This is a genomic window from Agarivorans aestuarii (assembly GCF_019670125.1).
In the GTDB taxonomy this organism is placed as follows: domain Bacteria; phylum Pseudomonadota; class Gammaproteobacteria; order Enterobacterales; family Celerinatantimonadaceae; genus Agarivorans; species Agarivorans aestuarii.
On record NZ_AP023033.1, the window covers coordinates 1,653,478 to 1,666,234 of the forward strand.

The following is a 12,757-nucleotide window of genomic DNA, read 5'->3' on the forward strand; positions in this document are numbered from 1 at the left end:
GTGGGTTTAGTCGACATTCTAGCTAAACTGCGAACCAACTAGCTATTCGGTTTAGTCGAATCAATCTTATGTCAGAATTAACTAAAATCCCATCAATTTTGATGACTAACTCACTAGATGTGAGCTTGGCGTTTAAAACGCTAGGGGCTGTTAGTCTTTCGTGGTTGAATTTTGTTCGCGAAAAAATCGTTTTAGGCGCAGCAAGGCGTGTGTAGCCTAGCATTCTAAGTGAATACGCCTTAACAAAGCATAAAACGATTTTAGCCGAACCCTTCGGGCAGCGTTTGTGGCTTATTTCTACTGCGTTATCAGCTTCTCATGTAGGCTCGCTACACATTAAAGCTTCTGCCTTGTATAAACCACAAACTGCTGCAAAAAACAGCTCGAAAGATAAACAGCCCCTAGAGCTTATTCAATAATTGTTGCCTTATGCTTGCCATCGGCAAACCTGATGTTGACTTGGTCTCCAATGCTTAAATCCGCAGCAGATTTAACAATTTTTTCTTGTTGAGTCACCAAGCTAAAACCTCGCTCCAATACCCGCAGTGGGCTTAAATTATCCATTTGTCGACAAGCGTTTAACAAAGCGTCTTGCTGATGCTGGAGGTGCTTATCACTGGCTAGATTCAGCCGCTGCTTAAGTTGAACTAAGCGTTGCTGATGACGATCGGTCTTTTGTGCTAAAAGAGAGTGTTTTAAACGTGAGTTAGCTTCTTGGTGACGCTGCTTGCCTCGGCTTAAGCTTTGTTGATGAGCAAAGCTCAAACGGTGGCTAAGCTCGTCAAAGCGTTGCTGCTGCTGTTCTAATAAATGGATAGGGGATTGGGTCTCTACTTGATGATGAAGCTGTTTGAGGCGGATCTGTTGCCGACTGAGCATATGTAAATAGCTTTGCTCTAGTTGCTGGCTTAGCTTATTTAAACTTATTGAAAGGTGGCTAGCTTGTTGGCTAACAATTTCTGCTGCAGCAGAAGGGGTTGCTGCGCGAATGTCTGCCACTAAATCACAAATGCTGTCGTCCACTTCGTGACCCACCGCAGATATCACGGGTATGTTTGAATTAAATACACAGCGTGCGAGTGCTTCATCATTAAAGGCGGATAAATCTTCTTTAGAGCCACCACCTCGGCCAACGATAAGCAGATCCACTTCTTCTCGTTGGTTGGCAAGCTCAATCATACTAATAATTTGGCTTGCAGCGGCATCACCCTGCACAGCTGCGGGATAAACTATTGCTTTTATGGCGGGCGCGCGACGTTGAAGCACCGACAAGATATCTTGTAAGGCTGCTCCAGAGGCAGAGCTAACTACGCCAATGGTGCTCGGATATTCAGGTAAGGCTTGCTTGTCAGCTTGGCCAAATAAGCCTTCGCTCGCCAGTTTCATTTTTAATTGTTCAAAAGCTTGCTGCTGGGCACCATCTCCAGCTGGGTGAATCGCTTCTGCAATGAGCTGGTAGTCGCCACGTGGTTCATACATGGTTATTTTAGCTTTCACTAATACTTGCATACCGTTCTCTGGAGTGAATACAGCCTTGCGATTAGCCCCTTTAAACATGGCACAGCGCACTTGAGCGCCATCGTCTTTTAAACTGAAGTACCAATGACCTGAAAATGGCGTAGCAAAATTAGATATTTCACCTGCTAACCAAACTGTGCCTAGAGAGTTCTCTAGTAATCGCCTAACTTGCTGGTTTAATTGACTTACACTGAGGATATTTTGGGCGATTTGATTGTTTTGCATTAGCCAACTCGAAGCTAAATTGAAAATAATGTAAGAAAATAACATTTTTCAATTTACCTTGGCCAGCTTTATACCTATAATCCGACCGCAATATTTTATCCCTTTATTAACTGATTTAGGCGAATGTTGCTATGTTGAGAATTTCCAAAGAAGCCTTAACCTTCGATGATGTACTACTACTTCCGGCTCACTCAGAAGTACTTCCAAATACCGCCAATTTGGCGACACGTCTAACCAAAGATATCCCGCTTAGTATTCCTATGGTGTCTGCTGCCATGGATACAGTAACTGAAGCTAATTTTGCGATTGCACTAGCGCAAGAGGGCGGTGTTGGCTTTATTCACAAAAACATGAGCATTGAGCAGCAAGCTGCTGAAGTGCGTAAAGTGAAAAAGTTTGAAGCAGGTATTGTACTTGAGCCAATTACGGTAACTCCTGAGTTAACTCTAGGCCAAATTGCTGAGCTGCGTCAGATCCATGGTTTTGCTGGTTTTCCGGTGGTAACTGAAGCTAACGACTTAGTGGGTATTGTTACTGGCCGTGATTTACGTTTTGAAACAGATTTTTCTAAAACAGTTTCTCAAGTAATGACTCCTAAAGAGCGCTTGGTGACAACTACTGACACTTCTCGTGACGTGGTTGAAAAGCTAATGCACGAGCACCGCATTGAAAAAATGCTAGTGGTTGATGAGGCCTTTAAATTAACTGGCTTAATCACCGTAAAAGATTTCAAAAAAGCCGAGCGTAAACCTAATGCTTGTAAAGATAGCTTCGGACGCTTACGTGTAGGTGCTGCGGTAGGCGCTGGCGCAGGCAATGAAGAGCGAATTGATGCCCTAGTTGAAGCTGGCGTAGACGTATTATTAATTGACTCGTCTCACGGTCATTCGCAAGGCGTATTGGATCGTATTAAAGCCACTCACGAAAAATACCCAGAGCTACCTATTGTTGGCGGTAACGTTGCAACAGGCGCTGGTGCTATAGCTTTGGCAGATGCCGGTGTAAGTGCGGTTAAAGTAGGTATTGGCCCTGGTTCAATTTGTACAACACGTATCGTAACGGGTGTGGGTGTGCCACAGATTACTGCAGTAGCTGATGCTGTAGAAGCGCTGAAAGGTCGTGATATTCCGGTTATCGCAGACGGAGGTATTCGCTTCTCTGGTGATATTGCAAAAGCTTTAGTTGCAGGCGCGTCTTGTGTAATGGTAGGCAGCATGTTTGCAGGTACTGAAGAAGCACCGGGTGAAATCGAACTTTATCAAGGTCGTTCGTTTAAGTCTTACCGTGGTATGGGCTCGCTTGGCGCAATGTCTCAAGGTTCGTCAGATCGCTACTTCCAAACCGATAACGCTGCTGACAAATTGGTGCCAGAAGGTATTGAAGGCCGCGTAGCCTACAAAGGCCCAGTTAAAGCGATTATTCACCAGCAAATGGGCGGCCTACGTTCATGTATGGGCTTGACCGGTTGTGCAACGATCAATGAACTAAATACTAAAGCAGAGTTTGTGCGTGTAACCAGCGCAGGTATGGGTGAGAGTCACGTACATGACGTTACCATTACTAAAGAAGCCCCTAACTACCGTATGGGTTAAGCCTAAGTAGATTGTTTTTTCTTCTCTAAGCGCCGCAAGGCGCTTAGTTTTATCAGCCTTTTTAAAAGTAAGTGATTATGAGCAGAGATATCCACGAACATCGTATTCTAATTTTAGATTTTGGATCGCAATATACCCAACTTATCGCACGTCGTATTCGTGAAATAGGTGTATATTGTGAGTTGTGGAGCTGGGATGTTGAAGAAGCTGACATTCGAGACTTTGCACCCAACGGTATTATCTTGGCTGGTGGCCCAGAAAGCGTAACTGAGAACAATTCTCCACGTGCTCCTGAGTATGTGTTTAACGCTGGGGTACCGGTACTCGGTATTTGTTACGGCATGCAAACCATGTCTGAGCAATTAGGCGGTGCGGTTATACAGGGCGAAGGCCAGCGTGAGTTTGGTTATGCTCAAGTTGAAGTGGTAGCACAATCTCCGCTGTTTAAGGCGATTGAAGACGCTGTAGCAGCTAATGGCAATGCATTGCTAGATGTATGGATGAGCCACGGTGATAAAGTGTCGGCCATTCCTGAAGGTTTCACTACCGTTGCGCAAACGCCAAGTTGTGAATTTGCCGCCATGATGAATCAAGAGAAACACTTCTACGGCGTGCAGTTCCACCCTGAAGTGACTCACACTCGCCAGGGCTTGCGAATGCTTGAGCATTTCGTGAAAGACATTTGTGCTTGTGACGCCTTATGGACCTCAGAATCAATTATTGAAAACGCGGTTGCGCAAATTAAGCAACAAGTGGGTGACGATGAAGTTATTCTCGGTTTGAGTGGCGGGGTAGATTCATCGGTAGTGGCAATGCTTATTCAGCGCGCCATTGGTGACAAGCTTACCTGTGTATTTGTAGATAATGGTTTGCTTCGCTTGAATGAAGGCCAGCAAGTCATGGATATGTTTGGTAACCATTTTGGTTTGAACATTGTTCACGTAAACGCTGAGAATCGTTTCCTTGATGCAATGGCTGGCGAAAGCGATCCTGAGAAGAAGCGTAAAATTATTGGCCACGTATTCATTGATGTGTTTGATGAAGAATCGAAAAAGCTGAAAAATGCTAAATGGTTGGCTCAAGGTACTATTTACCCTGATGTTATCGAATCGGCAGCGTCTAAAACCGGTAAAGCTCACGTGATTAAATCACACCATAATGTTGGTGGCTTACCAGACGATATGGAAATGGGCTTAGTTGAGCCTTTACGTGAGCTGTTTAAAGACGAAGTGCGTAAAATTGGCCTAGAGTTAGGGCTTCCTTACGACATGTTGTATCGCCACCCATTCCCGGGACCGGGTTTAGGTGTACGAGTATTGGGTGAAGTGAAGAAAGAGTACTGTGACTTACTTCGTCGCGCTGACGCTATTTTTATCGAAGAACTGCACAAAGCTGATCTTTACCATAAAGTCAGCCAAGCCTTCACCGTATTCTTACCGGTTCGTTCGGTAGGCGTAATGGGTGACGCACGTAAGTACGATTGGGTTGTATCACTGCGCGCAGTAGAAACCATCGACTTTATGACCGCGCATTGGGCACACTTACCTTATGATTTCTTAGGTAACGTAAGCAACCGTATTATCAACGAAATAGATGGTATTTCACGGGTTGTTTATGACATCTCTGGCAAACCGCCAGCGACCATTGAGTGGGAATAAATTTCCCTTCGTTGAATAAAGCGCCGTAATGGCGCTTTTTTTTGCTTCACATTCAGCCAAAGGCTTTCTCTGCGTGCCTCCTTGCTATTTAAAGCTGAACAACTAATTCACGTTCTCTATTTTTAAGATCTGCTCTATGATGATGTTTTAATACCAATCACACTAAAGTAAGTGAGCAGAAGTAACGCAGGGAAAAGGCTCGAGAATAAGGCAGGATTTTTCGATAAGTAGTTATTCTACAATCAAAAATTCTAACGCAGTTATCGAGTATTATTAACCAGTTAGGATGATTAGTTACTTAGTACGATTGGTATAACAGGGAGAGCCATAGCGTGAATGTTTTTGTATGGATGCTGGCTATTTGTCAGGCTTTATTAACTACCGGAAATATTTTGCTCGTGGCAGTCACCGGATTAATTGGCCAGCAATTGGCGCCTTCTGCAGCTTGGATTACCTTTCCTGTTGCGATGCAATTTTTAGGATTAATGCTTGCCACCATTCCCGCTTCTTTAATTATGGGGGCTACTGGCAGAAAAAAAGGGTTTGTTCTGGGTAATTCGATCGGAATTAGTGGAGCATTACTGGCTGTTTTTGCCTTACAAACCGCAAGCTTCTTGTTGTTCTGCAGTGCCACATTTTTGTTAGGTATTGGCATTGGTTTCGGGATGCTTTATCGATTCGCTGCCATCGAGCTGTGTGATGATGAGCAACAGCCGCGAGCAATTTCCACAATTATGGTAGGCGGCGTAATTGCTGCTGTGGTTGGGCCTAACTTAGCTATCTATAGCCAAAGTTGGTGGCCTGAACAGCCATTTATTGGGGCTTTTGTTGGCCTTTTGGCCTTATACATTATTGCGTTAATTCTATTGCTGCTGATTCGATTCAAACCCCTTGTTAATCCAAGATTAGAAAAACAAGACGCTAGGCCACTGTTAGAAGTTGTTAAAGGGCCTGGCTTTTGGGTTGCAATGCTCTCTGCTGCTGTGAGCTATTTTGTAATGAACTTATTGATGACAGCAACTCCGCTAGCCATGCACCATCATGGTTACGCTTTTTCTCAATCAGCTAGTGTTATCGAATGGCATGTATTGGGCATGTTTGCTCCTTCTTTTGTCACCGGGCATCTTATCCAGCGAATCGGTTTGCTTAGAGTGATGTTTATCGGCCTTTGGTTAATGTTTGCCTGCGTGGTGATAAATTTAATGGGCAATAGTTTTGGCCACTTTGCCTTGGCTTTAAGTTTGTTAGGCATTGGTTGGAACTTCATGTTTATTGGTGCTACCCAGCTGCTTACTCAGTCTTATCGACCATCAGAGAAAGCTAAAGCGCAGGCTACTAACGAGTTTACGGTGTTTTCTTTGGTGGCAATATCGGCTTTGTCTGCCGGTTGGTTAGAGCACACTATGGGCTGGCAAGCAGTCAATTACGCAGCGCTACCCATTTTGCTGTTGGGTTTGTTAAGCCTGTTGTTTTATCAATATCAACAAAAACGGCAACTATCTCTGTCTGTGTGGTGAACTAGGGCTGTTTAGTGAGTTGGATCAAGGATTATTTTTTTTAATGTTTGGTTTAGTGTGCTTTTCAAAAAAGTCATAATAATCTTACGTTTACTTCCTTGAATTTAAAGCAAAAAAAAGCCACTGCATAAGCAGTGGCTTAAAATTCTTTTTGACAGACAGGGTCAAAATAAGAAACAGGGAAGCCAGCAATAGGGCTGACAAATGCAAACACAACATAGCAATCAAAGTAATTACAAATCCGGTAACTACTCAAAGAGGCCTGACATAACACCTTGATTTTAGGTGCTGCGTCAGACCCCTTCGCCTGATTGCGTGTGCATAGTAATCTGCAACTGGTCCTACAACAACAGATAAATTATAATGCGCATAGATTAGAAAAACTTATCCGTTAATGGGATGTTAATATGGCGCGTCGTTTGCCCCCACTTAATGCCTTAAAAGCTTTCGAAGCAGCTGCAAGGCACCTTAGTTTTACCCGAGCTGCTGAAGAGCTTTTTGTGACTCAAGCAGCTGTTAGCCACCAAATAAAAGCCTTAGAAGAATTTTTAGGTTTAAAACTTTTTCGAAGAAAAAACAGGGCCTTACTGTTAACCGAAGAGGGTCAAGGTTACTTTCTAGATATTAAAGATATTTTTATCTCGTTAACTGAAGCCACCGATCGTCTGCTAGCCCGTGGCGCCAAAGGAACCATAACGGTTAGTTTACAACCTAGTTTTGCCATCCAATGGCTAGTGCCACGTTTATCGCAATTTAGTGAGATGCATCCCGATATTGATGTACGAATTAAAGCGGTAGATTTATACGAAGGCTCGTTAACAGAAGATGTTGATGTTGCTATTTATTACGGCCGGGGGAATTGGTCTGGCTTGCGAGCCGATAAGTTACATACCGAGTATTTAGTTCCTGTTTGCGCCCCTAGTTTGTTGGTAGGCGACAAAGCCTTAACCAAACCTGAGGATTTGCAATATCACACGCTATTGCACGATACCGCCCGTCATGATTGGAAAGCGTGGTTTAAGTTGGTGGGATTGCGGCAAATGAATGTAAACCACGGCCCTATTTTTTCTCACTCAACCATGGTGCTGCAAGCGGCAGTTTATGGGCAGGGTGTTGCTCTAGGGCATAGCGTATTGGCTAAGCCTGAGATCGAAGCTGGCCGTTTGGTGTGTCCCTTTGAACAGGTGCTGTTAAGCAAAAATGCCTATTACATGGTATGTAAACCCAGCCAAGCCGAACAAGGTAAGTTGGTTGCGTTTAGAGAGTGGATGATTTCACTGGTTGAGCAAGAGCAACAAGAGTTTGTTAATGAAGGTTTGGTGGATGCAGAATGAGTACGTTTAATCAAACGCCTTGGGCTTTACGACTGTTGTTAGCGCTTAGTGGTGCGATAACCGTGATAATGGGCGCTGGCGCGGCGCACGGCTTTAGTCGTTTTTTAGGTGAGGCGCAACTATCGTGGATTGAAACCGGTGTATTTTATCAAATCATCCATTTGGTGGCTGCCTTGGTAGTAATAGATAAACGCCGAACAACAGCCTTACTTTGGATTTTGGGTGGTTGGCTATTTTCCGGTAGCTTATACTGCTTAGCTTTTTTTGGTTCAAAGGTATTTGGGCCAATAACCCCTATTGGTGGGTTTATTTTGATTATTGCTTGGCTATGCCTAGCTTTGCCAATAAAGAGAAGTGCAAATGAGTAGTGTAATTTTGTATTGTCGTACTGGCTTTGAGAGCGACTGCGCCGCAGAGATCCAGTTTCATGCAGAACAGCTAGGCTTCTTTGGTTATGCCAAAGCCAGCAGTGGAGCAGGTTTTGTGGAGTTTAGCTGTTATCAAGCAGAGCACGCACAAGCTTTGTATCAAGCTATCGACTTTCGTCATTTGGTGTTTGCTAGACATTGGTTTTTAGCGCTTGCCGAGTTGCAACTAGATGAGGCAAACCGCGTCGCATCTATTCTTGCGGTGGAGCAAAAGCTACCCAAATGCGGCAGTTTGCGCTTGGAGTACCCCGATACTAACGATGGCAAAGCCTTGTCCAGCTTTTGTAAAAAGTTTACTCGTCCTTTGGAAAACGCCTTAGTTAAGCACCAGTGGCTGAGCAAAAATACCAATCCTAAGTTGCCAGCCATGCAGTTGTTTTTTGTTAGCGGTACTCATTGTTGGTTAGGCTATTCAGATACTCGAAATGGTAACGCACAGCACAACGGTATTTTGCGCCTTAAATTTCCTGCAGAAGCGCCAAGCCGCTCTACACTCAAGCTAGATGAAGCCTTTATGGTGCTTTTAAATGACCAAGAGCGAGAGCAGTATATTCAAAATGGCCAACATGCTGTTGATTTGGGAGCATGCCCGGGTGGTTGGACTTACCAATTGGTAAGACGGAATATGTTTGTCGCAGCCATTGATAACGGCCCAATGGCTCAATCGTTAATGGATACTGGCCAAGTGCAGCATTATCGTGAAGATGGTTTTAAATACCAGCCTGAGCGAAGCAATGTGAGCTGGCTAGTTTGCGACATGGTAGAGCGCCCGGCTAAAGTTAGCCGATTAATGTTGAAGTGGTTGGCAAATGGCTGGTGTCAATATGCCATGTTTAATTTAAAGCTGCCAATGAAGCAGCGCTTTGCTGAGGTAAACCAAGATCTTAACTTACTTAAAGAGGGCTTAAGCGAGTTAGGTTTTGAGCACGAAGTACGAGCTAAACATCTCTATCATGACCGAGAAGAGATCACCGTATTTGCGCGTGTTTACTAGGGTAGCAGCAAGATTTGAACATTAAAAAGGCAGCTTAGGCTGCCTTTGTGGTTACTTATACCGCTATTTGGTGTTTATAAGCGGTCTAGAATCGCTTGAGTAAACTCTTTAGTACCGGCTGTGCCACCTAAATCGCGAGTGGTTCTGTCACCGCTGGCGATAACGTCTTTCACTGCACTAAGAATACTTTCGGCTTTGTCTTCCATACCTAAATATTCAAGCATTTGAATGCTCGCTAGAATAACCGAGGTAGGGTTAGCAATGTCTTGGCCGGCAATATCTGGTGCGCTGCCGTGCACGGCTTCAAAAATGGCTGCTCGTTCACCAATATTAGCGCCAGGAGCCATACCAAGGCCGCCTACTAGACCAGCACACAAGTCTGACAAAATATCACCAAACAAGTTAGTGGTAACCATTACGTCGAAGCGCTCTGGGTACATCACTAAGTTCATACACGCCGCGTCTACAATCATCTCTTCAGATTCGATATCTGGGTATTGCTTAGCCACTTCACGAGCCACTTCTAGGAACAAACCTGAAGTTGATTTCATGATGTTTGCTTTATGAACGGCAGTTACTTTTTTTCGGCCTTCGCGGCGGGCTAATTCGTAGGCAAACTTAACGATACGCTCTGCACCATCTCGAGTGATAATACTCATCGCTTCGGCGCTTGAGCCATCTTCACTACGTTTTTGGCCAACACCCGAGTACATGCCTTGGGTGTTTTCTCGAACGGTAATAATATCTACGTCTTCGTAACGCGCTTTAGTACCAACAAATGAACGCACCGGACGCAGGTTGGCGTAAAGGTCAAAGTGCTTGCGCATAGATACGTTGATTGAAGTAAAGCCAGTGCCAACCGGTGTGGTTAGTGGGCCTTTAAGGGCGATGCCATTTTGCTCGATAAGTTGCAGTGATTTTTCAGGCAACAGGCTGCCATCGCTTTCTAGCGCTGCTAGGCCTGCGTTGGCAAAATCATATTCGAAACCACAACCCGCTTTATCCATAATCGCGATTGCACTTTCGATAATACTAGGGCCAATACCATCTCCAGGTATGACGGTGATTCGTCTTGTTGACATATCTCTTCCTAATTCGTAGGCATTTTTATTATCTAAGGGGGAGGAGGTAACACTCCGTGTTATTGCCCGAAGTTTGAGGTGTTCGGGCAACACACAGTTTACAATTTTTTAACGCGATACTCAAAAGGAAATAGCTAATACTAAGGTATTAGCTTGATTGCAATACAAAAATCTTTTAGTGCTATTGAGTCTCGTTAAAACTTGAATACTTCAACCGATTTATTCAAACGCGTGGCAATATTGCTTAACTCTTCAACCATTTTGCTATTGTTTTCTGAGCTATCAAAGGTGGTTTTAGCCAAGTCATTTATGCCTACAATGCTGCTGTTTATTTCAGCTGTTAGGCTATTCATAAGTTGGCGAAACAGCATCGTAAAAATTCGGATGCCAATGCATATTGGGAGAACTATTTCTAATATTATCTTTCGCAAATTCAATGACATCTTCGTAAAATCCCACAGGAGCCACTTGTTCATTTTTTATATAATAAGTTAATCGTTGATAGTTGCTGTTTGGGGGAATGGTCCACAAGGCTCTGTTATGCGAAAGTTTTTTGAACGACCAAGGGAAATAACCTGCAAGATGTTGCTTTGACCAAAGAGTAATGCGTTTTAAGTTTTGTTCATCAGTTTCACCATATTCACCAAGGATTAGTGGGATGTTTAGTTTGTTAGTGATTTTTTCGCGGCCAAAGGTATCTTTAGCTTGGCCGTAATGGTGGATTTGATACACCAATTTGTCGTCCCATTGGCTATCAATTCCGGTTTTTTGTTGAACTTTAGGATTGCTCCAATCTATTTTCGATAAGTCAGAACCCCACCAAGAGCCCTGCGCAACAATAATATGGTTGATATCTACTTCGCGAATAGCATTGCGAATGGTGATTAATGAGGGGAGAAGTTCGTATTCTCGTCCTGCTTTGGGAACGGGTTCATTTAGTAAATCGTAGCCCCAAATGGTAGGCTCATCTTGGTAGCGTCTGGCAATATGGCGCCATACTTTACTCGCAATATTTATATTTTGCGGATTATCCCAAAAACTTACAGAGCTTCTGGGTTGAGAGGCGTTAGAGTCTAGGTTATCGGCATGGTCGCCAGGATTTTGGTAGCCTGGTGCCGCATGCATGTCGAGTAGCACATAGATATTGTGTTTTTTTGCACTATTGATTAGTGCATCGAAATACTGAAAACCATGATCACTGAGTTGTTCGTCTTGCCAAAACATATTGAAATGAAATGGAACCCGGACAGCGTTGTATCCCAAACGGTTAAGCTCGGATAGGGTATCTTCATTAACATAGTTTAAACGCCATTGGTGCTCAAACTCTTTAGCCTTTTGCGTACTAGCAAAAACGGTTGTGAGTGAATGCAAAAACTGAGTATGAGTTCGATAGTTAAAGTCGCCCATCATCAAATACCCTTCCCAAAGCAACCAATTACCTAAATTTATTCCACTTAAAAATATAGGCTTGCCATGTTCATCGATTATGGCAGTGCCGTTAGTGCTGACAAATTTTGCGTGTACTGAATAACTGACACACATTAAACATAAGCAGATAATGACTAAACGGCTTAGAGTTTTTTTGTTCGCTGGAATGGTGCTTAATGGTTCCATCTTTTAGTTAACTCGCGAGTACCTAAGCTGTTTGAGAGAAAAGCCAAGTTGTAGATCAGTTCGCAGGCTTAGTAGTTGTTTAGCTAAGTTAAGCTGTGCGGAACTATTTTGTACTTTCTGAGCGAGTTTATTAGGTGAGGGAGCATCTAGAATGGCTTGGGCATCTGGGTAGTTGTTTAACAGGGTTTTTGCACTTTTGGCTCCAATTCCCGCAACGCCTGCAACATTAACGCTGCTAATTCCTACCAAGGCCCAGTAGTCGGTAAGCTGAGAGATAGTTATGCCAAATTTGTTTTCTACTTCATCTACGGATATATATTCTCGGCGAAAATAATCGTACAGACTAACCCCTTTGTTAAGCAGGCTGTAGTAGCCTCTGTCGGTAGACACTATTGTTACTGGGTAGTTAGCCGCTGCTGCTTTACTGGCAATAGTTGCGCAGATATCGTCGGCTTCTTCATCTGGAGCGGATACTGAATCAATGCCGAGATCCAATAAATGGTCTTTTAAGCTTTCTAACTGTTTGGCAAGCTTCTCTGGCATGGGTGAACGGTTTTGTTTGTAAGCAGGGAATAGCTGTTCACGCCAAGCGCAGCGTTCTCCATCAAATACCGCAATAATGTGTGAAGGTTTCAGGCTAGCAATAATGCGCTTACAGGCACTGCCCAAGGCCATAGTGGTGGCATTATCTAAAGCCCCATTAGGAGTTCTTTGCTGCTGCACAGCATAGATACGCCTAATGAGGTTTAACGCGTCGATGATGACAAGTTGTTTAGCCAATTTCGAGCTCGCCTA

11 protein-coding genes are annotated in these 12,757 nt (G+C 43.8%); 6 read left to right on the plus strand and 5 right to left on the minus strand.

The window, feature by feature from the left end:
• Positions 1-408 precede the first annotated feature (408 nt).
• Positions 409-1,743 carry an exodeoxyribonuclease VII large subunit gene (gene xseA / locus K5609_RS07725; RefSeq protein ID WP_246611958.1) on the minus strand — a complete coding sequence of 445 codons (1,335 nt, stop codon included), beginning with the start codon at positions 1,741-1,743 and terminating at the stop codon, positions 409-411.
• Between the two features lie 131 nt (positions 1,744-1,874).
• On the opposite strand from xseA, the gene guaB reads away from it, so the two are divergent.
• From guaB to rlmM, 6 genes are all read left to right on the plus strand, one after another.
• Positions 1,875-3,335 carry an IMP dehydrogenase gene (gene guaB, locus K5609_RS07730; RefSeq protein ID WP_221076661.1) on the plus strand — a complete coding sequence of 487 codons (1,461 nt, stop codon included), beginning with the start codon at positions 1,875-1,877 and terminating at the stop codon, positions 3,333-3,335.
• A 77-nt stretch (positions 3,336-3,412) separates the two neighbouring features.
• Positions 3,413-4,993: a glutamine-hydrolyzing GMP synthase gene (gene guaA, locus K5609_RS07735; protein WP_221076662.1), complete on the plus strand. Its 1,581-nt coding sequence runs from the start codon at positions 3,413-3,415 to the stop codon at positions 4,991-4,993.
• Positions 4,994-5,325: 332 nt separating this feature from the next.
• The gene (locus K5609_RS07740) at positions 5,326-6,510 is read left to right on the plus strand and encodes an MFS transporter (RefSeq protein ID WP_221076663.1); all 1,185 of its coding nucleotides are present in this window, start codon (positions 5,326-5,328) and stop codon (positions 6,508-6,510) included.
• A gap of 407 nt (positions 6,511-6,917) precedes the next feature.
• Complete coding sequence (locus K5609_RS07745) at positions 6,918-7,844, plus strand: transcriptional regulator GcvA (RefSeq protein WP_016401212.1); 927 nt, start codon at positions 6,918-6,920, stop codon at positions 7,842-7,844.
• The gene (locus K5609_RS07750) at positions 7,841-8,212 is read left to right on the plus strand and encodes a DUF423 domain-containing protein (protein ID WP_221076664.1); all 372 of its coding nucleotides are present in this window, start codon (positions 7,841-7,843) and stop codon (positions 8,210-8,212) included. Before K5609_RS07745 ends, K5609_RS07750 begins: the two co-directional genes overlap by 4 nt.
• Positions 8,205-9,266: a 23S rRNA (cytidine(2498)-2'-O)-methyltransferase RlmM gene (rlmM, locus tag K5609_RS07755; protein ID WP_221076665.1), complete on the plus strand. Its 1,062-nt coding sequence runs from the start codon at positions 8,205-8,207 to the stop codon at positions 9,264-9,266. The genes K5609_RS07750 and rlmM overlap by 8 nt, the downstream gene beginning before the upstream one ends.
• Positions 9,267-9,340: 74 nt before the next feature.
• On the opposite strand, the gene K5609_RS07760 is transcribed toward rlmM, so the two are convergent.
• From K5609_RS07760 to xni, 4 genes are all read right to left on the minus strand, one after another.
• Positions 9,341-10,348, minus strand: coding sequence for an isocitrate dehydrogenase (locus K5609_RS07760; protein ID WP_221076666.1), 1,008 nt, complete (start codon positions 10,346-10,348; stop codon positions 9,341-9,343).
• Between the two features lie 194 nt (positions 10,349-10,542).
• Positions 10,543-10,701, minus strand: a complete 159-nt coding sequence (locus K5609_RS07765) for a hypothetical protein (RefSeq protein ID WP_221076667.1) — start codon at positions 10,699-10,701, stop codon at positions 10,543-10,545.
• Entirely contained in the window at positions 10,694-11,962 is a 1,269-nt protein-coding gene (locus tag K5609_RS07770; RefSeq protein WP_221076668.1) for a glycoside hydrolase family 5 protein, read from the minus strand. The genes K5609_RS07765 and K5609_RS07770 overlap by 8 nt, the downstream gene beginning before the upstream one ends.
• Before the next feature lie 3 nt (positions 11,963-11,965).
• On the minus strand, positions 11,966-12,742 hold the full coding sequence (xni, locus tag K5609_RS07775) for a flap endonuclease Xni (protein ID WP_221076669.1): 777 nt from the start codon (positions 12,740-12,742) through the stop codon (positions 11,966-11,968).
• Between the last annotated feature and the right edge of the window lie 15 nt (positions 12,743-12,757).